The 24,124-nt window shown below is 37.9% G+C and carries 22 protein-coding genes and 1 tRNA gene; 11 read left to right on the top strand and 12 right to left on the bottom strand.

The window, feature by feature from the left end; translation table 11 throughout:
• Positions 1 to 13: 13 nt before the first annotated feature.
• Both GHNINEIG_RS04025 and GHNINEIG_RS04030 read left to right on the top strand, forming a co-directional pair.
• Positions 14 to 667 carry a hypothetical protein gene (locus tag GHNINEIG_RS04025; RefSeq protein ID WP_135795452.1) on the top strand — a complete coding sequence of 218 codons (654 nt, stop codon included), beginning with the start codon at positions 14 to 16 and terminating at the stop codon, positions 665 to 667.
• A gap of 35 nt (positions 668 to 702) precedes the next feature.
• Positions 703 to 1,464, top strand: a complete 762-nt coding sequence (locus GHNINEIG_RS04030) for an elongation factor-1 alpha (protein WP_135795453.1) — start codon at positions 703 to 705, stop codon at positions 1,462 to 1,464.
• Positions 1,465 to 1,705: 241 nt separating this feature from the next.
• Here the strand turns inward: GHNINEIG_RS04030 and GHNINEIG_RS04035 are convergent, their stop codons facing one another.
• Positions 1,706 to 2,287 (bottom strand): beta-class carbonic anhydrase, encoded by a 582-nt coding sequence (locus tag GHNINEIG_RS04035; protein ID WP_135795454.1) that lies wholly within the window; start codon positions 2,285 to 2,287, stop codon positions 1,706 to 1,708.
• 235 nt (positions 2,288 to 2,522) lie between these two features.
• Positions 2,523 to 3,707, bottom strand: coding sequence for a YeeE/YedE thiosulfate transporter family protein (locus GHNINEIG_RS04040; RefSeq protein WP_135795455.1), 1,185 nt, complete (start codon positions 3,705 to 3,707; stop codon positions 2,523 to 2,525).
• Positions 3,708 to 3,845: 138 nt separating this feature from the next.
• On the opposite strand from GHNINEIG_RS04040, the gene GHNINEIG_RS04045 reads away from it, so the two are divergent.
• On the top strand, positions 3,846 to 4,745 hold the full coding sequence (locus GHNINEIG_RS04045) for a LysR substrate-binding domain-containing protein (RefSeq protein WP_135795456.1): 900 nt from the start codon (positions 3,846 to 3,848) through the stop codon (positions 4,743 to 4,745).
• A 23-nt stretch (positions 4,746 to 4,768) separates the two neighbouring features.
• Here the strand turns inward: GHNINEIG_RS04045 and GHNINEIG_RS04050 are convergent, their stop codons facing one another.
• The 9 genes from GHNINEIG_RS04050 to GHNINEIG_RS04090 all read right to left on the bottom strand — a co-directional run bounded on the left by GHNINEIG_RS04050 (position 4,769) and on the right by GHNINEIG_RS04090 (position 16,874).
• Positions 4,769 to 6,220, bottom strand: a complete 1,452-nt coding sequence (locus tag GHNINEIG_RS04050; RefSeq protein ID WP_135795457.1) for a nickel-dependent hydrogenase large subunit — start codon at positions 6,218 to 6,220, stop codon at positions 4,769 to 4,771.
• Positions 6,217 to 7,209 (bottom strand): NADH-quinone oxidoreductase subunit B family protein, encoded by a 993-nt coding sequence (locus GHNINEIG_RS04055; protein WP_135795458.1) that lies wholly within the window; start codon positions 7,207 to 7,209, stop codon positions 6,217 to 6,219. Before GHNINEIG_RS04055 ends, GHNINEIG_RS04050 begins: the two co-directional genes overlap by 4 nt.
• Positions 7,206 to 8,525, bottom strand: coding sequence for an ATP-binding protein (locus GHNINEIG_RS04060; RefSeq protein ID WP_189636925.1), 1,320 nt, complete (start codon positions 8,523 to 8,525; stop codon positions 7,206 to 7,208). Before GHNINEIG_RS04060 ends, GHNINEIG_RS04055 begins: the two co-directional genes overlap by 4 nt.
• A gap of 599 nt (positions 8,526 to 9,124) precedes the next feature.
• Positions 9,125 to 10,333, bottom strand: coding sequence for an IS256 family transposase (locus GHNINEIG_RS04065; protein ID WP_135796803.1), 1,209 nt, complete (start codon positions 10,331 to 10,333; stop codon positions 9,125 to 9,127).
• A gap of 640 nt (positions 10,334 to 10,973) precedes the next feature.
• On the bottom strand, positions 10,974 to 12,293 hold the full coding sequence (locus tag GHNINEIG_RS04070) for a hypothetical protein (protein ID WP_135795460.1): 1,320 nt from the start codon (positions 12,291 to 12,293) through the stop codon (positions 10,974 to 10,976).
• A complete protein-coding gene (locus GHNINEIG_RS04075; protein ID WP_135795461.1) occupies positions 12,281 to 13,354 on the bottom strand; it encodes a TniQ family protein in 1,074 nt (357 codons plus the stop codon). The genes GHNINEIG_RS04070 and GHNINEIG_RS04075 overlap by 13 nt, the downstream gene beginning before the upstream one ends.
• Complete coding sequence (locus GHNINEIG_RS04080) at positions 13,347 to 14,267, bottom strand: TniB family NTP-binding protein (RefSeq protein ID WP_135795462.1); 921 nt, start codon at positions 14,265 to 14,267, stop codon at positions 13,347 to 13,349. The genes GHNINEIG_RS04075 and GHNINEIG_RS04080 overlap by 8 nt, the downstream gene beginning before the upstream one ends.
• A 14-nt stretch (positions 14,268 to 14,281) precedes the next feature.
• On the bottom strand, positions 14,282 to 16,171 hold the full coding sequence (locus tag GHNINEIG_RS04085) for a Mu transposase C-terminal domain-containing protein (RefSeq protein ID WP_135795463.1): 1,890 nt from the start codon (positions 16,169 to 16,171) through the stop codon (positions 14,282 to 14,284).
• On the bottom strand, positions 16,161 to 16,874 hold the full coding sequence (locus tag GHNINEIG_RS04090) for a TnsA endonuclease N-terminal domain-containing protein (RefSeq protein WP_189636926.1): 714 nt from the start codon (positions 16,872 to 16,874) through the stop codon (positions 16,161 to 16,163). Before GHNINEIG_RS04090 ends, GHNINEIG_RS04085 begins: the two co-directional genes overlap by 11 nt.
• A 154-nt stretch (positions 16,875 to 17,028) precedes the next feature.
• Here GHNINEIG_RS04090 and GHNINEIG_RS04095 point away from each other — a divergent pair, with 154 nt between their 5' ends.
• Together GHNINEIG_RS04095 and GHNINEIG_RS04100 are read left to right on the top strand one after the other, a co-directional pair.
• Positions 17,029 to 17,274 carry a hypothetical protein gene (locus GHNINEIG_RS04095; protein WP_135795465.1) on the top strand — a complete coding sequence of 82 codons (246 nt, stop codon included), beginning with the start codon at positions 17,029 to 17,031 and terminating at the stop codon, positions 17,272 to 17,274.
• Positions 17,271 to 17,546 (top strand): hypothetical protein, encoded by a 276-nt coding sequence (locus GHNINEIG_RS04100; protein WP_135795466.1) that lies wholly within the window; start codon positions 17,271 to 17,273, stop codon positions 17,544 to 17,546. Before GHNINEIG_RS04095 ends, GHNINEIG_RS04100 begins: the two co-directional genes overlap by 4 nt.
• Positions 17,547 to 17,612: 66 nt before the next feature.
• Here GHNINEIG_RS04100 and GHNINEIG_RS04105 read toward each other — a convergent pair whose 3' ends face one another.
• Positions 17,613 to 17,927: a helix-turn-helix transcriptional regulator gene (locus tag GHNINEIG_RS04105; protein WP_135795467.1), complete on the bottom strand. Its 315-nt coding sequence runs from the start codon at positions 17,925 to 17,927 to the stop codon at positions 17,613 to 17,615.
• A gap of 816 nt (positions 17,928 to 18,743) precedes the next feature.
• On the opposite strand from GHNINEIG_RS04105, the gene GHNINEIG_RS04110 reads away from it, so the two are divergent.
• The 6 genes from GHNINEIG_RS04110 (at position 18,744) to GHNINEIG_RS04135 (ending at position 24,122) form a co-directional block, all read left to right on the top strand.
• Positions 18,744 to 18,820: transfer RNA gene (locus GHNINEIG_RS04110), tRNA-Arg, on the top strand.
• A gap of 275 nt (positions 18,821 to 19,095) precedes the next feature.
• Positions 19,096 to 19,740: an ANTAR domain-containing response regulator gene (locus GHNINEIG_RS04115; RefSeq protein WP_135795468.1), complete on the top strand. Its 645-nt coding sequence runs from the start codon at positions 19,096 to 19,098 to the stop codon at positions 19,738 to 19,740.
• A 94-nt stretch (positions 19,741 to 19,834) separates the two neighbouring features.
• Positions 19,835 to 21,064, top strand: a complete 1,230-nt coding sequence (locus tag GHNINEIG_RS04120) for an EAL domain-containing protein (protein WP_189636927.1) — start codon at positions 19,835 to 19,837, stop codon at positions 21,062 to 21,064.
• A 150-nt stretch (positions 21,065 to 21,214) separates the two neighbouring features.
• Entirely contained in the window at positions 21,215 to 22,078 is an 864-nt protein-coding gene (locus GHNINEIG_RS04125) for a hypothetical protein (RefSeq protein WP_135795470.1), read from the top strand.
• A 32-nt stretch (positions 22,079 to 22,110) separates the two neighbouring features.
• Positions 22,111 to 22,911, top strand: coding sequence for an HAD-IIB family hydrolase (locus tag GHNINEIG_RS04130; protein ID WP_223260962.1), 801 nt, complete (start codon positions 22,111 to 22,113; stop codon positions 22,909 to 22,911).
• Positions 22,911 to 24,122: a glycosyltransferase family protein gene (locus GHNINEIG_RS04135; protein ID WP_135795472.1), complete on the top strand. Its 1,212-nt coding sequence runs from the start codon at positions 22,911 to 22,913 to the stop codon at positions 24,120 to 24,122. Before GHNINEIG_RS04130 ends, GHNINEIG_RS04135 begins: the two co-directional genes overlap by 1 nt.
• The last annotated feature ends 2 nt before the right edge of the window (positions 24,123 to 24,124 follow it).

A 24,124-nucleotide genomic window follows, 5' to 3' on the forward strand; every position in this document is an offset into this window, starting at 1 on the left:
AAGGAATATTGATATGGAATTTGGTTTATTAGTTATTTTTTACTACGGAATTTTACACGCTTTTGGGCCTGACCATTTAACGGCAATTGCGGATTTTGCGATTGGTAAAAACCGTAAAAAAACCCTAATGATAACCGCCAGTTTTGCTATTGCACATGGTTTATCGTTATTTATTTTCGCTAAGATTTTACAAACTTTTGAAGTATCTGAAACCATTTTAGGTTATGGCGATGTAATTGCATCCAGTGTTATTTTAGGGATTGGCGCGTATTTGTTATTTATGGTTTTTACCAATAGGATTCACCTTAATAAACATATGCACGGTGATAAAGAACATGTACATATTTGGTTTGGTAACAAACATAAACATGATACTCAAGCTAAAGACAAAACCATGCTGGCATCAGCGATCTCTATTGGTGCTTTAATGGGGATTGGCGGAGTAAGAGGTATGTTAATTACTTTGGCAGCACTATCTGGTCAAGTTGTGAGTTTATGGATGGTTGTTAGCTTTTCTGCAGGCGTTTTTGTAGTGTTCATGGTCTTTGGATTATTTATTGCCGCGATTAATGAAAAATTACTTACGAGTCAAAAGAATGTTCGCAATATTTTTACTTTAGCAGGCCTGGTATCGGTTTTTGTAGGTAGCAAAATGTTGCTTGGCTAGTGGTGTTTTTTAATTTTATTTAGGGTGTATATTTTATGAAAGAGAATTCATGGTTAAATTTACCAAGTTTATCAATGCCTGTTAAGGCTTTGTTTACAGGGTATATATTTGTTGTTGGTTTAGGCTTAATGATGGCAGGTGCTCAAATTATGCTGACCCATGGTATGGCTGACGGTAAGTTTGGTTTATCTGTTGATGATATTGTGTACAGTTATTATGGAAACCGCGATGGCTCTAAATTAGAAAGTAAATTGAATGGTTCTATGAAAGAACACGCTACACCAGAAGAACGCTTAACCATGATTAAATGGGCACGAAACGGCGCAGAAAAAACAGAATGGCAAACAACAATAAAACCCATTGTTGATGCTAAATGTGCCATGTGTCATGCTCATATACCAACAATCCCTAATATCACTAAATTTGACGAGCTTGAAAAAGTGGCTGCTGTTGATCATGGGGCTGATTACACATCTTTAACCCGTGTTTCACATATTCATTTATTTGGTATTTCGTTTATCTTCTTTTTTGTTGGGTTAATTTTTTCAATGGCGGTTGGTTTTAATCGAATTACTAAAGCCATTATTATTTTTATACCGTTTGCTTTCTTGATTTTAGATATCGCTTCTTGGTGGTTAACCAAAATGAATCCAAACTTTGCCTACTTTGTTATTATTGGCGGTTTTGGATATAGCCTAGCATCTGCGATTATGCTTTTTACCTCTTTATATCAGATGTGGATAATGCCATTAAGAGGCCAATCATCAACGGAAAATACTTGGACAGAAAAAGTGTAGTTTATTACGCTTAAACAGAAAGGGCGTTTTACAAGCCCTTTTTTATGGAAGATCCTTTATATGTGTAAAGTTTGAGATAGAAAGAAATTTTAACCATTCTTAATTATATCTTGACTCGAAAAAAGGTCTCTTTTGTCAATATTGACGATCTATTAATATTGTAAAGAATGACACGTCAAAAACTACCATAGTGACGGAGGGTAGTTTTTGACACTTTGAGTGAATGTTACTTGTTCGATTTTTAAACAGGCTTTCCGGCTTCGGTTGCCTCAGGAACTTCTACAAGACTTCCTGATTTACAATCATAAATATAGCCATAGATAGGAATATCACCGGGAACCATTGAGTTGTTTCTAATTCGTTGAACATCCGCCAAGACGCTTTTCGCTTGATCACTAATGGTAAGCCACTCGATGTACTTGCCATCTGTTGTTCCGCCACCTGCATTGCAATCATGCCAGCCAGACGCATCTACGCTTGCGGTTTTTAGGCTGCTTGACAATAGGTCACCCATAATTTCATTATTGAATGTTTCCATCCCACAATCCGTATGATGAATAACAAACCATTCTTTAGTGCCAAGTAACTTATATGATATTACCAAGGATCGTATTGCATCATCACTGGCTCTACCACCCGCATTACGAATTACATGAGCATCTCCTTCTGCAAGGCCTGCATATTTAGCAGGGTCTAAGCGAGCATCCATACAGGTAAGAATTGCAAACTGTCGGCCTGGAGGCATTGGAAGATTGCCTTTATCACCGAAGTTAGCCACATAATCAGCATTTGCTGAGATGACTTCATTAACTACTTTACTCATCTTTATTCTCCTTTGAATATTGCCGCATATTTTTATTAAGAAGGATTCCAGTGCGGCAAATTTGGAAGCCTAATACTTAAATAACTACGAGAGTTTACTTTTTAATGGTTTATTTATAAGGCCTAAAGGTGACTGCATTGCAAACGTTTAGGCTCGTTTTAAAGGTGCCAACTATTAAAGCTGGCTAAGTTCTGGGGTGGTCTTGCAAAGATTTATAATAATTTTGTAAATACGTTCATTTTGTAAGGACCGTGCGTTTAATAAATACTGTAAACCCCATGCCTAAAAAGGCACTAACAAGCCATAGCCAACCGTGCAAACTACCAGAAATAATGGCGCTAAAGAAACCGCCAATGTTACAACCAAAAGATACAGTTGCTCCATATCCCATTAGGGAACCCGCAATGATTGGGATTAAAATATTTGTAAAGCGAATGCTGCGAACGCCCTGCGTTTTAACGTTTGATTTAACTTGCGTTAAGTTTTTTGAAAGGTGATAGCTCGCCACACCAAGAAACATTCCTAGTGTGGTTAATAAGATGCTGTCATTTGTCCAGTTCTTTGATAATGCAGCGTCATTAATCGCCGTGAACTCCCAAAAATCCCATTCAATGGGTAGCCCCGTTTCTTGAATAGCGATAATGCCTAATTTAGGAAAAATCCAGCTAATAGACCACGGGTGAGAGGACAAGAGTAAAACAATAAAATTTAATATAACCAATAAAAATGAAGCCCAAAATACGGGAGATATCTTGAGTTGTTTCAACGTATTTTGGGTTTTAAATATTGGTGATACAATATTGTGGTGATGTTTTTCATACTGAACTAAGCCGTAGTAAAGTAATGAGATAATACTTAAGTTAGCGAAAAGTCCTAATCCCCAAGGTATATTGGTCGCAAAAGAGAATACGCCCCAAGTTTGAAGGTTTAACCATTTTTCTATGTGTGAGGCGGCAAAAGTACCACCAATAATCATCCATAAGAAAACCCAGTAATAGCGTATTTTAAATTCGCCAAGTAAGCGAATCGTGCCTGATGAACAGCTACTTGCTATGGTCATGCCTATACCAAACATAAATGCGCCAAGTGCAACATTAATGCCTATTGGTCTAATGGCTCCTGCAACATTAAACCCAAATTGGGGCAAAAGATTTAATGCAGGAAAAAACAGTAAAGAACCTAAGGCCAAAAGCCATAAATGAGATCGAGTGCCTAAGGTTTTTTTGTGTAACCAAAAATCTTGCCAGTAACCTGTAAAGCCAAAGTGAAAGTGTATAAAGACCAAACCAATTAAAAAGCCCGTAAGAAGCAGTTTGCCTTGGTTACCTGTGTATAGCCAAATGCTTAAAAATAGAGTGATTAAAAAAATAGGTATAAGCCACTTTTTATAGGGTGTTGCGTGATAAATTGTAAAAATCATTTTATATTCCTCTTTAATGTAGAGAGGATTTTATGGGTAATTTGCTCACGCGTGATTGATGAATATAGATGTAACCATCACTTTATTAGATGGTTCAGATGATAAATAATATAAAAAGATACCTAAAGGGTTTAAGTTGTGACTATAAATCAAGTAAAGCTGTTAATTGAGCTGTATAAAAACGGATTGAATTTATCGATAGCTTCTGAAAAATTAAATATCGTTCAATCAGCAGGTAGTCGCCAGTTAAAGCTACTTGAAGAAGAATTGGGTTTTCCCATTTTTATTAGAAAAGCGAACAGATTGGCGGAATTTACTCAGGCAGGAGAACAAGTTCTTGAACAGGCAAAAATGATTTGTTTGGCTGAACGCAATATTAAAATGTTATCTGACTCATTTAATCCAAATATGGAGGGTAGTATTCGTTTAGGTACCACGCATACTCAAGCACGTTATATTCTTCCAAATGTATTAATGAATTACAAAACAAAACATCCGCAAACTAAATTGCATATTGAAGAGAGTTCGCCAGAAAATCTATATTCGTTTTTGCAGAGAGATCAAATTGATATTGCGATTTGTTCAGAGTTAATTTCTAAACAGGATGACTTGGTTTCTCAAAAAGCCTATGAGTGGGAACACGTTATGATTGCGCCACATAATCATCCTATATGGAAAAGGAATCTATCTATTGAAAGTTGTGTGAATTATCCTATTTTGTCGTATATAAAAGGCTTTACCCACAGTGATAAGGTATTACATGCATTAAGAGAGGTTCAGCCAGGATTTGAGTTTGATATTGTGGCTTCAGATGCGGATGTGATTAAAACCTATGTAAAGAATGGTTTTGGCATAGGAATCATTGCTGAAATGGCATTAGAAGACCTGGATGCTAAACATTTTAAGACCTATCGGCTAGGGGCAGAAGTTGGTTATTCTTCTACCTATTATGCGTATTTAAAAAAACGTTTTTTACCTTCTTATATGGAGGCATTTTTAGACACGTTTATAAAAGCCGTAAGTCATAAATTTCATTAGTTTTTATTGTTGTTACAACGGGCTTAATGCACCGTGCAAACCATGCACGGATCAAATGATCGCACGATATGCTGAACAGATACTGGGCTGGTTTCATCTTGACGTTTTAAAGCGCCTACTAAAGCTTGTTCTAAGGGGCCAGGTATTCCATTTTGATCACGAGGTGAAAAGTTCCAAGTGGTTGGTGCAATCACTTGAAAATTTTTAATGACATCATTTTCAAGCTCTAGCCAATGACCTAGACTTCCTCTTGCGGCTTCTACCAGACCAATTCCTCGGTTAGATTGAATGCCTTGAGGTTGCAGGCAAAATGCTTTTTCATTTGTAAATCCTGTATCGAGCCAACTTTCGGCTAGGGTAATAATTTTCACTAACTCGTAAACACGTGCCACAATTCGAGTGTAAACCGTGCTGCCATATTGCTTCATTAAATCATCAATTAAAGGCGTTTTATTAACGACTTGTCTTGCCAGCGAGCCTACTTCAATGACCTTTTGATCTAAACGCGGGGCCTTGCACCAACTGTAAGTGTTTGGTTTATCTATATCTGGTTGAGTTGTAGAATTCCAAGGGCTTGCAGATGGTGCTCCTTGGTAGTGAGAATGGCTAATATCTTCGGTAATAGCGCTGGGATTTATGTCACTTATTTTTCCGTCAATATACAGGCCTGGTAAAAAGGATAAATGTTCTTCATGACTAAAACTGCCATAACTCATTAATCTGCCAGGGCTTTTTCCTAATGTTTCTAAGTTAAGGTATTTAGCCACTTCACAGAAAAGGCCAAAGTCAGACTGGGCGACATTTTTATTATTAAGCCATTGATTAAAGTCGCCTTCATTTTCAAGGTTTAAAAAGGTTTCAAGTTTATCGCCTATTAAATGTTCTTCTAAAAAACGTCTAAGTTTACGAGCCATTAAATGTAACTTAGTGGTTTCATTTTCTGAAATAGCGCGACTCGTGCCGCCAGGTTGAATGGCTAAGGTATGTGGCCAGTGGCCCGCTAAAACGCCCATCATTTTTAACCAGTTGGCTCTTGCCTCAACGGCTTTGCTTGCCGCTTTACCTGTTACTGATTTAAAGCGTTCCTCTACTTTATTAAACCAAGGTGTATCACGGTAAGTTTCTCGAGCAAAGTCGGGCATAAAAAAAAGATAAAAATGGGTTAATAAGTCAGCCGCATTTTCATTTGCAAGCATCAAATTAATGGCTTTTTGGCCATTATCGGTTGGTGTTATGCCATAGATTTGGGAGAGAGATTTGGCTGCGGCAACCGATTGTGAAACCGAACAAATGCCACAAATTCTTGGAGCATAAATTAGCGTGTCGTTTGGATTTCTTCCAACAAGCATGGTTTCAAACCCTCGGAAAAGAGTTGGTTTTATAAAGGCAGAGGCGACTTGATTTCCTTCCATTTCTAATTGAACTTCTAAGTCACCTTCAACTCGGTTAAATGGACCAACAATAATTCGGCTCACAGTTTTTTCCTTTTAATTTGTGGGCTAACAACAATGTGATCTTCCGTTGCATTTTCTTTTAATCTTTTTGGAGTTGCTGATTTTGCTAAAGTAGATAAGGCAATAAACCAAGCTTTAGGCATATCTGTAGGTAGTCCAACGGGGATGTTTCCAACTTTGGGGGTTTCTTGATAAGAATGATTAAGATGTCCAAAGTCAGGAGAGGTACAGTCAATACATGGATAGCCACCGCTAGTACAAGATCCAGAACCATTCCAAGGTCGTTCATTGCAATCGGCGTGTGCAACGGTTCCAACACACCCCATATTTTCCATCATGCAGCCTAAGTCTGACGATTTAACTGAACTTGCTTTGAACTCATAAAATTCATTTCTACTACAACCGTGATGAACCAGTTTATCAGCATAAAACCTAGGACGACTTAATGGATCTAAATCAGTGGATTTCAATTTTCCTAATGTAATTAATTGTATTGTTTCAGCTACCCAAGCAGGGTGAATAGGGCAGCCTGAGATATTGATGACCGGTAAGCCAGCATGAGAAAGAAAATCGCTTGGTAAAAGACTGCCAGAGATATTTTGATTATATTGCAGACCTGTTGCATCAATAATATTATCGCCAGAAGCGGTTATTCCTCCGTAAGCCGCACAAGTACCTACTGCTAAAACGTATTGGGCTTGTTTGGCGAGTTGTTCAATTAAATCTTTACCAGGAATATTCATACCTGAAATCATGTGATAACGGCCAGTATTATTCGGACCCATAACTACGGAACCTTCTAGGCAGAAGATATCGAGAGGAATTTTGCCGCTAATTACATCCTGTAAAATGGCTTGTGTTTCGTCGGACGAGTGTTCAGTTAAAGAAGGATGCCATAGCCAGTTTAAGTCCATTTCTTGTGACCAGCTAAGTAAATCCATCTCTTCTAAACCTAAAAAAGAGAGCGTACAACCACTACATCCGCCTGACTGCATCCAAAGAATATTCATAATGTTGGGGCACTTTTTTGGAGTTTAATTTCAAAGACAGCACCACCTTCAACCTTGTTCCAGGCTGTTAGTGATCCATGCATGTTTTCAATAATTTGATGACTCATGCTTAACCCTAATCCAGTTCCTTTGCCTACATCTTTCGTGGTAAAGAATGGGTCAAAAATATTAGGTAGCATACCTTCTGGTATGCCGTTACCGTTATCACGAACTTGAACAGATATTCCAGAGTCTGATTCAGTGACTTTTACGTTAATTTGTTTATCTTTAATATTTAAATTTTGTAATTCATCAACAGCATTTTGCAGTAAGTTAATAATGACTTGTTGAAATTGATTGGTGGAGCCCATTGCCAGGTAGTCAATATCTTGGCTTGGTTGAAACTCAATTTTAATATTGTGCTGATTCGCGGTATCTCTTTCCACCCATTTTATGGCTGTGTTTACGGAATCATTAATACTAAATAAAACTTGTTTTTCTCCGTTTGGGTGACTAAAAGATTTTAAATCTTTAACAATGCTAGAGATTTGGTCTAGCGCTTTGTTGTTATCTTCAAATATGGCGGGACAATCATTGATGATTTCATTAAAGGTTTCACGTTCTGTCGTATCGAGTTGGTTTTGAACACTCTGATTTTGATGCACAATGCTTTCAACATCTTGAAAGTATTGTTGTAAAGACCACAAATTACCCTGAATAACACTGATAGGGGTGTTAAGTTCATGCGCAACGCCAGAAACTAGGCGTCCTAAAGCCGCCATTTTTTCAGAATGAATCATTTTTTCTTTTGTTAAAGCCAGCTCTTCATGTGCTTTTTTTAACGCATCATAAGCTTCTAAAATCTCGCCAATAGGACGGCCAACAATGACTCGTCCATCAAATGCTTTGGCTTTGTCTATTTGGCAATTACAATTTATTGTTATGGACAGTTCTTGGTTACGACCTTTTAAAGTCATTAATTTGTCATGAATCTGTTCTGAGGCTAAGATTGGCTCCATTTCTGGAACGTCTTTGGACGTTAGAAAATCTCTAACGGGTTTACCAATTACATCCTGTTCATCGTAGCCGGTCATGGTTAAAAAGGAGTCATTAACCTGCGTAATCATTAATTCTTTATTGGTTACGATAAGTACGTCAGACATGGCCGAAATAATATCTGAAATGAACTGATGTGCTTTTTGTAATTCGTCGTTCTGCTGCTCAACCTGTGTTTGGTACTCTAAAGACTGTGAGTATGAATCTTCCACAGCTTGTAGTACAGACATCCAGTCTTGTTCATTAAAAGGCTGGCCATCCATATTGTCTAAAATAGGCATGTTCACTAAAGGTGTATTGCTAGGCATCTTTTATATATCTTATTTTTAATATCAATTCATTGTATATAAGAATTATAACAATATTGTTTATTTGTCTTCCATTTAACCCATTTTCAATTTCAATAATGACTGAGTAAAGAGTTTATCAACGTTTTTAATTAGAAGCTTTTACACAAATAAGCGATAGGTTTTATTAACTTGTCAAAAGTGTTTTTCTTTCAAATGTGAAGAAAATATGGAGTTGTATATTACGGGGTATTAAATATGGAAATTAAAGTTAATCTGTAAATATGCAAGAAAACGCCAGAATTAAAGGGATAGCGATACTTTGCAATCAATGTGTTTAGTATTTTATTTGGACAATCATCGGTTGTATTGTCCATTGGTACAGTAGTTAGTTATTTTTTGTGGGCGTATTATGTACTTATGAATTTTAATAGCCTGTAAGTCAAGGCAAGTATGAGGTATAAGATGTCAATAATCGTTGGTAATGTTTCAAAACTAGAAGGTATTGTTAGAGCAATCAATCCAGTTCAGGTTCTACATGTCGTCCAATTAGTTCAGAGCCTGTAAATAATTCTGTGTAAACGCTCGGTTGATCAAACATAAGGTTTCAAGCGTTCTTCATGCAGAATCATAAACTGGTTCATGGCTAATTTCCAGTCTCGAATCGGCATGGTCCATTTTTTTGAGGCCGATTCAATGGCCAGAAAAATGATTTTAAAGGCCGAGTTATCATGGCTGAAGATCTTGCGATTCTTGGTGGCTTTGCGAATCACCGAGTTCAAAGATTCAATCGCATTCGTCGTATAGATCACCTTGCGGATCGCCTGAGGGTACTGGAACAGCGTGGCCACATTGTCCCAGTTGTTGCGCCAGGAACGACCGATATTGGGGAATTTGTCATCCCATTTGGTCTCGAACTGCTCAAGCGCCAACAGAGCTTCTTCTTCGGTCACTGACTGGTAAACCTGTTTGAGGTCGTTGGCGACCTGTTTGCGCTCTTTGTAGCCAACATAACGCAGGGAATTGCGCACCATGTGCACAATGCAAAGTTGAACATCTGCCTGAGGGTAGACGGTATTGATGGCCTCAGGAAAGCCCGTCAGGCCATCAACGCTTGCGACCAGTATGTCCTTGACGCCTCGGGCTTCAAGGTCGTTTAAAACGCTCAACCAGAACTTGGATGACTCGGTCTCAGACAGCCACAGGCCCAGGCATTCTTTTTGGCCGTCGGTATTGACGCCAAGCGCTACATACATGGTTTTTCGCACCACCTGTTTGTCCTGGCGGACCTTGATGACAATACCATCGAGATACAGCAGCGGATAGACTTCGTCCAACGGACGAGAACGCCAGAGGGTGACTTTTTCCATGACCGCTTCGGTGACCTTGGAGATCAGTGTTGGCGAGACATCAGCGCCATACATCTCTTTGAACGTTGCCACAATGTCTCGGGTGGTCATGCCTTTGGCATAAAGCGCCAGTATCTGGTCATCCATGCTGGTCAGGCGGGTTTCGCCTTTTTTGATAATGGTGGGGTTAAACTCACTCTGGCGATCCCGAGGGATGGCGATTTCCACTTCGCCATGGTCGCCTTTGAGGGTTTTAAATGAATAGCCGTTTCGGCTGTTGTCGCTGTCGGAACTGTGGTGCTTGGGATAGCCCAGGTGCTCTTCCATTTCAGCACCGAGGGCGGCTTCAACGGTCATTTTAAGCAGACTGGCTGAGAGGTCAGACAAGTCGCTCTGAGTTTTGATATCCTTGGCCAGCTCAGCGGCCATGGCTTTGAGTTTTTCTTGGTCGATGTTGCTCATAGTGATTTTCCTTTTCGGGGAATTTTAAACTATGAGCGTTTACACAATTTGGTTTACAGGCCCCTTAGTTCACGGTGGTAAGGCTGATATAGATCAAGTTGGGCTCTAAGATAAAGGAATAATTTTTCTCCTTTTGGGCTGCAAATCAATAGTGAGAGTCAACGTTTAATTCCTTCAAAATACAGGTTGGAATATTGAAATTCTACCTGGCCTGCTTTTCCATAGCTATTTACGTTGATTATGAAATGAACCGCATTCATTTCATATTCAGCAGAAGATGGAGTTTTGTATAAAGTCTCCCTTAAATCAAAATCACAAACTGTGCAATGAACAATGTCTAACGGATGAAATAGAACATCTTGAATTCGCACATTAAGAGAGCGTCACGCTCTAAGCTTGATTCGAAATAGGTATAGGCATCGCTTATATTGCTATGGACGTAACCAGTAATGTTACGATAGTTCAAGGGAATTTTTCTTGCAGGCACGGCAACTTTCTCATTTATTTTTGGAGAAATCTTGTCAATTTCATCAGTTAGTAAACCAAGTTATTAATTAAGTTTGTAGAAAATGACACTTTTGTACTCAATATTATCATTTAGTTTTGTATTTGATAAAAAACTGAGCTTTAATTATGGGTGTTTTTTGTGGGTAAGCGGTTGGATAATATAGAAATTTTCATTCGCAAGTCGTAAATAATATTCTCCAGTCTTATTCTTCAAAATATCATGACGAGAAAGCCTTACGAATTCGGGTATTTCAACTCCATGTAGATATGCAATGGAAGTTCTAAGCAATTGTTCGTCGGGTATCTCACGCACTTTTGATTCTCTTAGTATGTCAATAAAACGTTGTTTTAGCATTTTTGTGCTCAAGTAAGGACGTTCAAAAGTAATGGTTTTTGGTATTGAGTCTAAAGAGATGTCGTTGCCGTAAGAATTGTTTAAGAAATTAATAAATCCAGTAATAGCTGCTCTTTGGCCTGGTGAAGCCCAAAGGAACCCTCGAAGAACGTCCTGTGATGGTTTGTTAAGACTATAATGCACACAATTTTTTAGAAAATTCATGGCAGGCGTCAAGGCTAATCTTATTGATCGAATGCTTGTCCTCCCATCTTTTAGTTTTAATTCTAGTTGGTTGTAGTAGCGATTAATCATTCGGCCAAAATTTGAATTTTGCTTAAAGTAGTTTAAGTACCTATCAATCATATCAAGATTAGAAAATTCATCTCTAATCTTAGAATCAATTTTAATGACTTTAATCTCAGACAAAAATACTGTTACAAGTAAAAATTGGCGTGTTCTAGCCACTGAAAGTCTGTTAACTATGTCTGTATAGGTTGGGAATGTAGTTAGGCTGTTAGCAAGGTCATTTAACTCATGTATGAATTGGAAGTAATATCCAATTTTTATAGCAGTATAGTTAATGCCTTTTCGAGCAATTAACCATTGGCTAAATTCGTTGAATATTCTTTGAAATTCTCCATTTAAAAGAGGGCTTAAATAATTCATTCTTCGTTGTAAAGTTCGACTAAAGCTGCAGTCTCGACAAATATGTCCTGAGCCAGCGGGTATTTCCACGGAGCAATACTTGCAGTATCTAGGAGGCAAGGTTAAGCAGTTCTTGCAGATATGTTTTCTAGATAAGTCATAAAAAAACTCATGTTGGCGTCTAGTGCATAATGAACAAGCAACCTGTTCAGATCTTCCATAACAGCTTTGGCAAAGTACAGCGGTTGAGCCATTATTTAGATTGCGATTAGAAACATCACGTTTTTTAGTTTCACAAGAGCTACACTTTTTAGGTTCCCGAAAATAAATTGAACATGAATTACAGACGGGGCCCAATTCAGTGTTTTTGCGGTTTTTATATTTTTTCTTGCCACAGCGTATACAAGGCACATCTTTAGCAATGCGTTTTTTGAGCATGGCACTATCTTTTACAGGAAACACTGCACTTCATTCCATAATTTATCAACCTCATCTTTTGTTCTAGGTTTGATGGGCTTTGAGCTCTTGGATGATTTTGAACGTTCATGAGTGTTTTTTTCAAGGCTTCGATAGATGGAATCAAAGGTTTCAGAGAAGTAATGGGAACTTTTTTGAATCAGTAAGGATGGTCTTAGATTAATCTCCCTAAATAATTCCCTCACATCATTAAGTGGCATATCTAAAAGAACTGCACAATTGAATAGTATAAAGTGGCGTTCTGAAACAGGTTGATTGATAAATCTGATTTTAGAGTTTGGCGGGAGCGTTAAGTTTGAATCGATGGTACCTAAAGAATTAAACAACTTTTCTGCTAAAGCCTTTACTGAACGTGTCTTATGAATGAAGGATGTTAAGGCATTAATCGTCGCGAAAAACTCAATCTTGTCACTTATATCCCAAGGGTAGCTTACTTTTTTATTATTCATTGCATCATTCAGAAGTTTTTGAAGCTTAATGACCTTGGGAGAGGCCATTGTTTGTTCAACGGTAGTTAAGTCATATTGGCATTTGATACAAGATGTTAAATCAGTTGAATGGTAGTTGATGAGATGGGGTGAGATAACGGTGTTGCATTTAGGGCACGAAATACTCAATAGATTTCCATGTGTTTCGCAAGCCACATTCCATGCTATACGCCAATTTAGGCGAAAGTAAGTTGTTGGGTTCCTAATGCAGTCAGGGCAGTAATGTAAGCCATTCACTCTTGAACGATTTCTTGAACTTATTGGAGTAATCCAATCCCACGCGGCAAGCGTATTAGGGGTTGTTTTAAAAAGTTCGGATAATGCATGATTTAGAGTAAGGCTCTTAAGGGTATCTATTTCTACCCCCGTTGCTTTTGACAAAAGTAATAAATCTTCATCACTCATAGCCCTGTCAATATCAGCTGTCCATATTCGTTTATTAGGCCAAATGGCACCTGAAAACCCTAATGGGTCAGTACCCGTAACAATTGATGTACGAATAATAAATGAACTTAAAATTTCACCTTCAGCAGGTTTAAGTCTGATAGGGTTAAGCATTATCAAAAACAATTTGCCGTGAGAGTCTAGTATTAGTTGGTTTTACCCACTTAAATTTATTAATAATATCAACGGTGATTTCTTCAATATCATGCTCAATTGCATAGGCACAACATTCCTTTAACAAACGATGCAAGTCCCCAATATTGCCACCAGAAAAAGCCAACAATAATGGTGCCTTATCTTTAGATGCTAAATTAGAGGGTTTCTTGAGAGGAAATCTTTTTTCAAAAGCAGCTAACAATCCTCTAAAGTTTTTATCCATTCCCCACTTTGGAATAACCACTGTATCAAATCGACTTGCGTGCTGAGGGTCATTGGTAAGAATTATTGCTGCATCACTGGTACCTACGCCTACAATTGGTATTTTCAATTCATTGGATAACGTCGTTTTGAGGGTGTTCATTATTTGTCGTTGCTTAACAGGTGTCGTACTCAGTAAGTTATGGATTTCATCAATAATAATCATCCTAACATTACATTCACGAAGTATATGTTTAGCCTGATGTTTCAGTTTTGCTGGTGTATCATTGGGTCTAAAAGGTGCCCACATCTGTTCTAGGATGGCAATAAATAATCCCTTTTCATCAGCTGTAGTTGGTGCATCTATCAACAGTACGGGGCAATGAGCTGATGACATACCTTCATCATCTTCAATTGTTGTATTCGGGTGGAGTAGTGAAAACTGTGCTATCAATGATGATTTTCCCATATTGGGTTCAGCAATAATCAAAAGGCTCTGCATTCTCTGCTTTTTAGGTTGATGCAACAGTTTATTTAGTAGCTGTAATATTTCATTTGAAATATGGTGGTTGATCCAAATATCATTGTCCAGAAACCGAATTCGTTCTTCTTTTGATTGGTGAATGATGTTTGTTAATGACTCGTGTAAATGGTCTGTGTTAATTGTCATTTCAAGTCCTAAAGTTAATCAAATTCAGGGATGTCTTCATCCCAAATATCGTCATCAATTTCAATTACAGGGGTATTTAGTTTGGGCTTTATAGCTATATCAACTAGTTGGTTTTCATTGTTTTTTAACTTTTGACTCATTCGACGAGCTTTTTTCGTCTTTTTAGTAGATTCTTCTACCATCTCCCTCATTTCTGCATAAACAGTGATTAAAGAGTGTTCTGAGAAAGTGTAATTTTTTTCTTTGATTCTTTTTTTAATCGCTAAAAATTCCCATGACGTCATTTTCGGAATAGCTTGGTTAGCTAATGGGATTTTGTAGTATTTTTGTTCTTGAGGTTCATAAAACCAGACATAAGTTATGTCTCTAGGATCTTGTTTGAAAATAAACTTTTTATTTTTGTTCGTGGTTTTGTCAATTACACGAATGAACTGACGAAGAACATTGTCGTAATAATTTAAGCCATCGATATTAACGCCATTTTTTTGTACGGTTCTTTTTACCATTGGCAAGAAATCAATCAATATTGTTTCAGGATTGTTTGGTTTAGGCATATAGCCAATGCCTTCACTGTGAAGTGAACCAAATATTCCCTCATTCCACTTGTCTTCAGGAGTCATTCCTAAAGTAGAGTGTTTTCTTTTGTGATAAACCTTAGTAATCCAGGTTACAAGCCATTTTTCAAATTCGCTGTAAGTCATGCAAGCATTGCCATCAGAATCATATTCAGCCTTTTCTTTGATATTTGAAAACGTGGTACCAGGTATGGAATGGACTGATTTCATAACGGTACCAATCATTCTTTCAATATGACCACCAAAGTTTGGACTTTTTACGGGACGGTATTCAAGGTTAATATCATGGGTTAAACATGCCCTTTGTAAAGTTTCAGACCTGAATTCAGCACCATTATCCGTGTGAATCGTAGTCATAAATCCCCAAACAGGCCATGTACTCTCGACATCGTGCAGAAGTAGCCAGTGATCCTTTGGGTTTATGGAATGTGCGACGCACATTGCAACAGAAGTAGTGCTTGGTGGCTCTAGAGAGAGATAGTAGCCAGTTATCATTCGGCTATAAATATCTATGGCAACAGTTATAAATGGCCTGCCAATTGGGAGTCTGAACTCATCATCTACCAGAATTAAATCTACAGGTGTATGGTCAATTTGCACAACTTGCAGTGGATAATCAGCAACATACTCACCAGGTGTTGGGGCAAATTTCGTGTTAGCTTGTTTGGAACCATTCCGTCTCTTTGTTCTATGATATTCAGACTGGTTATTAATGCGTCTTCTTATCGTGCTTTCACTAGGACGATTTAAGTTTTTTTCATCACAAGAGAGGAAAATAGCTTTAATTACGCTATCTATAGGAGCTCTACTGTTGTTCAGGTAAATGTCATTAATTACTTGTTCTATAATGGCTTCAACCCTTGGTTCAACTAATAGTGTGTTAGGTTTTCGTCCGTTCTTTTTAGGTAATAGGCCAGTAAGTGTTCCTGTCTCTTGGTAGTTTTTAAACCAACGATATAGTGTTGTGTAGTGAACATTTTGTTGTTTGGCATGAATTACTATTTCACTTTTCGAAGCTCCATTAACTAAAGGTGTAATAAGATTAAAGCGTCTTTCAATTTCCTTCCAATCGTTATCTGAAAAATCTTCAAGGTCTCTGTGGATGAATTTGTTGTCAAACTTATCTTGAGAAGGAGTACTGACTGCTTTTAAATTTGTAATGAGCAGCCTGGACGCTTGACCACTTTTAATACTTATTCCGACCAATTCATCAAAGTTAATAATTTGGGTGATTTTATAAATTTCACCTGAGTTGGAGACATATTCACCTAGACGGAAAGAAATCTTTCTGCGGTCTGCTTTAAAGCCATTATCGTTTTCAGTCGTCATAATAAACTCCTTCCAAGTAGGATTGATCGATGTTCAGCCAAATTGTTGTAGATTGATTAAGCGGTCGTCCAATGTCACAACCTAGTTTTTTGACAGAAATTAAGTGCCAAATTTGTGCTAAAGCGATTCCACGTTCTTCCTTGGTTACATATAGATGGGCTAACAGATAGTCAATTGATGTATGACCAATATCTTTAAGATGTTGAATGATTCTGATTTCCTCAAAAGTGTCATATTCTCTGCGTTTGTATTGGCTTAAAAAGTTAATATTTTTAAATTCTAAAGTTCTGATTCGTGATTCATCGTAGATGCGATAATTCATATCGTTTTCTTTAGCAAAGCGGAGTCCGACACGGAATTTCGGACGTAATTTATCGAAATCTTTAATGATTTTTCTTCTAGGCTTTACTTCAATTATCAGAGGTTTTGGATCGGGAATTGTTTGCCAAGAGGATTGGCTTGTAGCGAAGTTAACTAGAAAATCTGGTGTGTAAGTTGTTGGGCGATTGTTTTTATTGATGTATTCAATCGTAAAGGGTTGTTCAATAACATCAATTACAGATTCATTAAACTCAAGCACTCTTAACAAGTCTCTTTCAAGTGATGACTCAAAAGAAATACTCTTTTCTCCTCGGAATGAAAAAACACCTGATAAACTACCGTATGTATAGCCAATTTTGCGATTTTTATGAGAAAACTTCATAATATTCCTGGTTGGTAAGGTTGTAGCACTGTTTGTGACGGAATGTAAAGGTAGTAGCAGGTTTAATGATAATAGTAGCAGGTTTTTTGACCATGATTCCATCTAACTCATTGATTATTTCAAAAATAGTAGCATATTTAACGAAAACTGTCACATGCTGGGTGATTTTGGTGGTAACTTTTATGACAAGGTAATTAGTGATCAAAAAAAGTTTAAACGTGATTTAAAGAAGGCCTGGCAAGACGGTCTGGAAGAGGGCAGGCAAAAACGCCTTGCCAGAGAAGAAGCTGAAAAAAAGAAACGTTTGATAAAGAATGGGAAAAAGAGAACTATAATGGTGAGATCCTACCTAATTACGGTGAAACTCAGCTTGAATATGATAATAGAAGCAGGGTTATGAAAAAAGTAAAATTAGTATTTGAATGGGGTGTATTTACTGCAATGATTGTCGCATCAGTTTGGTATGGTTTTTTTTCTGCTGATGCTGAAAATGAGAATCTCATTATTGGTCAAAGTATTCTAGTATCTCTTGTGACTTTTGGTTTACTTTCTGCGGTATGGATGATTTCTGTGCGCTATATATTCCCTGTAATTGCTTTAATTCTTATTCTTATTTTGGGTGTATTGAAAAATGCTGTTGAAACCGTTGTAAGACTAACAACTACAAGATAAAAATTAAAAAAGGGTTGTTGTTGCCAGGTAAGTTAGCGCAACTTACTGTCGCCCGTGAAGCGGTATTTAATGAATTGTTTTCCCTTCTCGTTCAATATATAGATTGATTTCTGATTCTAAGTAGCCTGTACAACCGTTATCTAGTCTGATGACTATCGGAAAGCCAGGGTCCTTTTGGCTGAGTAAATCTATTTGCGCTCTAGAATAACCAAGGATTTGTTGAACCTCTTTTGGGAGAAGTACTTTTTGTTGTAAATTATCAGTCTTCTGTTGAGGTTTATAGATTTCAAAGAATTCAGTAATGATCACCGCAATCAGGTTACGTAAATCTTCATCAGGAAGTGTCGCCACCATTTTTGGTAGATTTAAATCTTTATTCATTTTGCTGTACCTTTTTATATAAAAATAAAAAAGTATTTTGAATTGTAAATTAAAATTAAAAAATTGCTAAATAAGAGGTTATTTTTTACAATTTCATATGTATCTTCTAAATACATATTCACAATTCATAAATACTGTTGTGAAGCACCAATCTTAAGCACTGTAAATGCTTATGGAATCGACCCATCTAAACTGTGTTTGCGATGGGTTTTACCGTACTTTTCTAAATTTTAGTATCCGCCTAATCTCATATCTATAGTTTCTTTACTTTATTTATAAAAAAAATGAAATTAATTTTTAGTTTGACCTTAGTAGGAATGGCGAGGTAACTTTTTTAAAAATTAAAAATTAAAAATTAAAAATTAAAAATTAAAAATTAAAAATTAAAAATTAAAAATTAAAAATTAAAAATTAAAAATTAAAAATTAAAAATTAAAAATTAAAAATTAAAAATAAATAAATAAATAAATAAATAAAAATATGTGCCATATTTATTTGAAATTTATTTTTTTTAGAGTATCATAGCGCACAAATTAAGAGATGGACGCAAACCAAGTTGTTACAGGCTTGTTTTGAATTTGATTTAAACGGGTATCCTGACGGGTATTTAGGAAAGATAAAAGCCTTTAACCTTTTGAATTAAAAAGGATTTGTAGTTTTATTATGAATCCCTAGTCCACCGCCATTATTTCAAAAGTAGAGTTGTTATTGATTCAAGTTCTGCTTTTAAAATTGCGTTAGGAATAAAAGCAAAAACAAGCGGTAATTTGCTTGACAATAAGTCTTTTACTCCCTAGAATACGCACTTCACAAAATGCGCCCGTAGCTCAACTGGATAGAGTACTCGGCTACGAACCGAGCGGTTAGGGGTTCGACTCCCTTCGGGCGCGCCATTATTTCAAAGCCTCGTTAGTTTTCTAACGGGGCTTTTTTGTTTTTAAACCTTTCGTTTTTTATCCTTTCTTTTCCTTTCACCTTTTTTCTGACAGATGTCATAAAGCATGCAGTGTTTGCACTAAACTGGTTCATGCCTATTTTTTTAGAGGCATTCTTTCGACACAATTAAGTGAGGTTTTTTATTTAAGTTGTTGTTTTTTATGTAAATGTTCCCCTTGGTACGCATGCTGTTTTATAGGTGATATATTTGCAATGGTGGAGATGACCAAAAATGGGCTTTAATGCGTTATTAGTCAGCGATGATGTTAACCATTCAGCGGAACTGAAGTCAGGTTTAATTTTCGCGGGTGCTCAAAATGTGACAGTTACGGCAATGGATGAAGCTTGGCTCGATACGTTGTCTGCAGACACTTATGAGTTATTGGTCTTGGAGTGTCATCAGGTGTCGGAAAATGTCTTGAATACATTAGCCGAATTGAATGAGAATCCAGCCATTCCCGTCATATGCTTTACCGGTGAACGTGATTCGAAAGTGATTAAGCAATCCGTTAAATCAGGTGTGATGGCTTATGTAGTGGGGGATAAAAACCAGAATCGTATGAAACCCATCGTTGATGTCGCTTTAGCTCGCTTTAGCGAACAACGAGCCTTAAAAAAAGAATTATCGCAATTAAAAGATAAGCTGGCCAATAGAGCTGTAATAGAAAAAGCAAAAGGTCTTTTAATGCAAGCAAGAGGATTGTCAGAGGATGAGGCATATCATGAAATAAGGAGGCATGCGATGAACCAGGGGAAAAGGTTGTCCGAAGTGGCGGAAGCTCTTTGCACAACCTTGTGCTGCGAAACTCAGCAAGAAGAGAGTTTATTTTCCAATAAGCCAATTGCTGAAGTGCAGCAGAACCCTATTTTTGACTGAAAAGTTAGGGGTGATTTTGAATGTGGTATGGGATAAAGAGCGTCATAGTAGATGCTATGAATTTTAAATGACTGTGATAAATAGAAGACTATATATGCAAAGCCCTGAAAAGGTGGGTTCTCAATCGCTAAGTATTGATAATAAGAATTTATATTCGGTGTTTCAACCGATTTACAGTTTTTCGAACCAAGCCTGTGTTGGGGTGGAGGCTCTGGTAAGAGGCACTTCTTTAGAGACAGGGTTTCAAGTAACAGTGGAAGAGTGTTTATCCGTTCCTGATTCTATGGAGCAAGCGGATTTCAGTCAGGCATTGAATCATTTGCACGTCATGAACTGGCAACAGTCAAAACTGCCTGACAGTTGGTTGTTTTTGAATTTGGATTTTGAAAATGTCAGTAATCTGGATGATATTTGCATTGAGCAGGTGTTGAAGGATTTGGGCGTTAAAGGGCATGAAATTGTCATAGAAGTCGTCGAAAGTGAAATCACGGATGAGGCTTTGTTTGAACAGGTCATTGAGACCTTGAGGCGGTTGGGGTGCTTAATTGCTCTAGATGACTTTGGGGCCGGGCATTCCAATGTGGACCGTATTTGGAAAGCGCAGCCCGATATTGTAAAACTGGATCGAGGGGTGTTGCTGGAAGCCACTAAGAGTTTACGAAGCCAGAGTATCCTTAAGAACTTGACACGTCTGATTAAAGAGGCAGGCAGTGTCTGTTTGCTGGAAGGAGTGGAAAACAAAGAGCAAGCACTGTTGGCAATGAATGCAGGGGTGGATTTGGTACAAGGGTTTTATTTCGCTCGCCCGAATCGATTGCTTGACCAAGTGGAAAAAGGGAAAAGCTGCGTGAAAGAGGTGATCGATGAATATCCGCTCTATATTAAAGAACGGGCTTTTATCACCAGTATTCAGCGCAAAGGCTATGAAACCTTATTTGAATCAATGGAAGATTCAGAACAGTTTGATCTGTTAGAAGAAAAGATGGCAAGCCATGTTTCCAATCTTTCATTCGTTAAACGGTATTTCATTCTTGATCAGGAAGGGTTTCAGGTCAGTGATGAATATAATCCGCCCAGTGTGAATAACCGGGTTGAAGTTTTGAAGAAAGGGAAGGGGCTCTGTTGGAAGAATCGCCGTTACTTCACTAAGGCATTACAAAAGTCGGGGCAAGTGCATGTCTCTGAGCCGTATCGATCTTTGATTGATATGCAGCTGTGTTTTACGATTTCAAAACAAGTTATCTTGGATGAAGGTCGTTATGTAGCTTGTTTCGATGTGGTTTATCATGACAAGTCCATGAAGTCGGTACAGATTTCAGTTTAAACCTGTTCTTTTTGGTTCAAAATGAATACGAAATGGTGCGCTATTTTCTATAAAAAACACCATTTATTGTTAACTTATTGATATGTAATGTAAAAGTTTTTTTTGGCTTGCCTGTCGCTATTAGATTTAAAGAAATCTGGGAGTGATGACATGCAAGAATTTATTAGTCTATACAACGAACATAAATCTGAAATTGAAAAATTTCTGATTGAAACTATTTGTAATAATGCCCAGCTTTTACATTTAGATACCTACCAATTACGAAAATTCTATTCAATATTTTCTTGTTTGGAATTGGTTTATACTGCTAATTCCGACTATATTCAAACCTCGCCTAATATTTATAAAAATAAGCTGAATGAAGCGGCGAAAGGGAAGAACCGTATTTATCTGGTGTCCCAAGTGGCTCGGCAGGAACAGGGGGTGTCGGTGACGCCGCCTTATATCAGCTCTGCCACTGGTGAATTTTGTGTGACCGTGATGGTGGAAGACAATGGCTCTTTTTTCTTTTTTGATTTTAATGTGGTGTCATTGTTAACTCGACTGGGATTGGTGGAGTTACATCCGGTTTTTAATAAAGTGACGAAAAGCTTTTATTTACTCATTGGGCTTTCGTTGATGTTCTTTTCAATTATGTCGATCGGGTATGCGTTTTATGATTATTTTATACAGTGGATGCATCCGGCTGACTATACTTTAGAAAGTGTTTTTAAACCTATTGTCGCATTAACGATGGGCTTGGCTATTTTTGATTTATCGAAAACGCTGCTGGAACGAGAGGTCTTTTTTAAAGCCTACTCGGATAAGAAAGACGAATCTAGACTGCTGTCGAAGTTTTTGATTGCCATCATTATCGCCTTGTCGATTGAAGCCTTGATGGTGGTGTTCAAGATCGCGTTGAATGACCCGACAATGATGTTACATGCGTTATATTTAATTATTGGAATTGCATTGATTATTTTGTCTTTGGCACTTTACTCGCGTTGGGTAAAGGTGCCATCAAACACGAAATAATGCGATTTTAAAGGAGAGAAGATGTGTCAAAGATGATCATCTTTACAGATTTGGATGGCACGTTACTGAATCATAAGTCTTATGATTACAAGGCGGTTTTGCCCTTGCTGGAACGGCTGAAAAGCTTGGATATTCCAGTGGTGCTGAATTCAAGCAAAACATTGTCAGAGCTGGATGAATGGAAATTGAAGTTGAAGCTGTCAACCCCGGTGATCGCTGAAAATGGTGGCGTCATGACGGTGCCGTCTTTGTCAAAAAAAGGGGAAGAAAAGATTTTGATCGGGCGGCCTTACGAGGAAATCCGGTCCTTTATCAAACATCTTCGCAAACGACATGGCTGGCAGTTTGAAGGATTTGGCGACTGGACACTTTCTGGGGTGATGAATCATACCGGTTTACATTCAAAAGAAGCATTGCTGGCGACAGAGCGCGAAGTGACCGAGCCGATTTTATGGCAGGATTCCGAAGCGAATTTAGAGGCGTTTAAAGCGGCATTAGAAAAAGAGAATCTGACCTTGAAGAAGGGCGGGCGATTTTATCATGTGATGGGGCATCACGATAAAGCAGATGCGATGCACTTCTTGGTGAATAAAGAATATTTTTCTGATAACAAAGATTGTGTGATTGTCGCATTAGGCGATAGTGATAACGACATTGCCATGCTTAATTATGCTGATGTGCCGATTGTGATTTGTAACCCGTCAGGAAAAGGGTTGAATATTCAGAACGCCATTTACACCGATTCAGAAGCGCCTTTTGGTTGGGTTGAAGCGATTGAAAAAGTATTGGAAACACCGTTTGACCAATTTTCTAGAAAGCTCAAGGGGGAGTGATGAGTGATTTTTTTCAAAATGGGACAGTAACAACCTTTCACAACATAACCGATAGACCTGTAGAGGACATTGAATCTGAACTGGTTCGCCATGGTAAACAAAAACCTCTGGGGTTGATTTTGCCTTCTCTATTCAGCGAGTTAGAAGGACCAGCACTTTTGAATATCGTTGAAGAGCTGAAAAAAGTACCTTACTTAAACCAGATTGTCATCGGGTTGGACCGAGCCGATGAAAAGCAATTTGAATTTGCGAAGGAATATTTTTCGGGTTTGCCGCAGGATACCAAAATCGTCTGGAATGACGGGCCGAGAATGCAGGCGATCACCGCCAAACTGAATGAGAAAGAGCTGGCGCCGAAAGAGCGTGGCAAGGGCAGTAATGTCTGGAACTGCTTTGGCTATATTTTGGCTTCTGATAAAGCGGAAGCGGTGGCGTTACATGATTGTGATGTGTTGACCTATGACCGAAGCCTGTTGGCGCGTTTGATTTATCCCGTCGCTCATCCGACGTTTAACTTTGTTTTCTCGAAAGGCTATTACCCGCGTTATGCCGATGGCAAATTAAACGGACGGGCATCACGTTTATTGGTCACACCTTTGTTGAGGGCATTAAAAGGGGTTCTGGGGAATGATGACCTGTTAACGTACCTCGACAGCTTTCGTTATCCGTTGGCGGGGGAATTCGCTATGGACGTCCATTGTTTAAAAGAGATTCGAATTCCTTCGGACTGGGGGTTGGAAATCGGGGTAATGTCAGAGGTGTTGAAGAACTATTCGAACCGTCGCGTGTGTCAGGTTGATATTGCCAATGTATATGACCATAAGCATCAGGAAGTGTCTTTTGAGAACAAGCAAGCCGGCTTGTCGAGAATGAGTCAGGATATTGCAAAATCCTTGTTTAGAAAACTGGCGGTCAGAGGGCATCAATTTTCAAACAGTACTTTAAGAACCATTCGAGCAAAATACTATCGTACCGCTTTGGATCAATTGGAGTCTTATGCATTTGATGCCGAAATGAACGGTCTCAAGATTGACTTGCATAGCGAAGAGCAGGTAATTGAATTGTTTGCTCAAAATATTTTAGATGCCGGGAAGGCCTTTATTGAATCTCCTAGTGAAGTGCCATTTATGCCGAACTGGAATCGAGTGGTGAGTGCGTGTCCGGATATTCTGGAAAGTATTTATGAAGCGGTTGAATTGGATAATCAGTAAAA

This window comes from Hydrogenovibrio crunogenus, assembly GCF_004786015.1.
Classification (GTDB): Bacteria; Pseudomonadota; Gammaproteobacteria; order Thiomicrospirales; family Thiomicrospiraceae; genus Hydrogenovibrio; species Hydrogenovibrio crunogenus.

What these genes read in the sequence shown, in the direction of transcription:
- GHNINEIG_RS04025 (WP_135795452.1), top strand. Translation starts at nt 14, where the DNA reads ATGGAATTTGGTTTATTAGTTATTTTTTACTACGGAATTTTACACGCT.
- GHNINEIG_RS04030 (WP_135795453.1), top strand. Translation starts at nt 703, where the DNA reads ATGAAAGAGAATTCATGGTTAAATTTACCAAGTTTATCAATGCCTGTT.
- GHNINEIG_RS04035 (WP_135795454.1), bottom strand. Translation starts at nt 2,287, where the DNA reads ATGAGTAAAGTAGTTAATGAAGTCATCTCAGCAAATGCTGATTATGTG.
- GHNINEIG_RS04040 (WP_135795455.1), bottom strand. Translation starts at nt 3,707, where the DNA reads ATGATTTTTACAATTTATCACGCAACACCCTATAAAAAGTGGCTTATA.
- GHNINEIG_RS04055 (WP_135795458.1), bottom strand. Translation starts at nt 7,209, where the DNA reads ATGAATATTCTTTGGATGCAGTCAGGCGGATGTAGTGGTTGTACGCTC.
- GHNINEIG_RS04060 (WP_189636925.1), bottom strand. Translation starts at nt 8,525, where the DNA reads ATGCCTATTTTAGACAATATGGATGGCCAGCCTTTTAATGAACAAGAC.
- GHNINEIG_RS04075 (WP_135795461.1), bottom strand. Translation starts at nt 13,354, where the DNA reads ATGCTTAACCCTATCAGACTTAAACCTGCTGAAGGTGAAATTTTAAGT.
- GHNINEIG_RS04080 (WP_135795462.1), bottom strand. Translation starts at nt 14,267, where the DNA reads ATGACAATTAACACAGACCATTTACACGAGTCATTAACAAACATCATT.
- GHNINEIG_RS04085 (WP_135795463.1), bottom strand. Translation starts at nt 16,171, where the DNA reads ATGACGACTGAAAACGATAATGGCTTTAAAGCAGACCGCAGAAAGATT.
- GHNINEIG_RS04090 (WP_189636926.1), bottom strand. Translation starts at nt 16,874, where the DNA reads ATGAAGTTTTCTCATAAAAATCGCAAAATTGGCTATACATACGGTAGT.
- GHNINEIG_RS04095 (WP_135795465.1), top strand. Translation starts at nt 17,029, where the DNA reads ATGCTGGGTGATTTTGGTGGTAACTTTTATGACAAGGTAATTAGTGAT.
- GHNINEIG_RS04100 (WP_135795466.1), top strand. Translation starts at nt 17,271, where the DNA reads ATGAAAAAAGTAAAATTAGTATTTGAATGGGGTGTATTTACTGCAATG.
- GHNINEIG_RS04105 (WP_135795467.1), bottom strand. Translation starts at nt 17,927, where the DNA reads ATGAATAAAGATTTAAATCTACCAAAAATGGTGGCGACACTTCCTGAT.
- GHNINEIG_RS04115 (WP_135795468.1), top strand. Translation starts at nt 19,096, where the DNA reads ATGGGCTTTAATGCGTTATTAGTCAGCGATGATGTTAACCATTCAGCG.
- GHNINEIG_RS04120 (WP_189636927.1), top strand. Translation starts at nt 19,835, where the DNA reads ATGCAAAGCCCTGAAAAGGTGGGTTCTCAATCGCTAAGTATTGATAAT.
- GHNINEIG_RS04125 (WP_135795470.1), top strand. Translation starts at nt 21,215, where the DNA reads ATGCAAGAATTTATTAGTCTATACAACGAACATAAATCTGAAATTGAA.
- GHNINEIG_RS04130 (WP_223260962.1), top strand. Translation starts at nt 22,111, where the DNA reads ATGATCATCTTTACAGATTTGGATGGCACGTTACTGAATCATAAGTCT.
- GHNINEIG_RS04135 (WP_135795472.1), top strand. Translation starts at nt 22,911, where the DNA reads ATGAGTGATTTTTTTCAAAATGGGACAGTAACAACCTTTCACAACATA.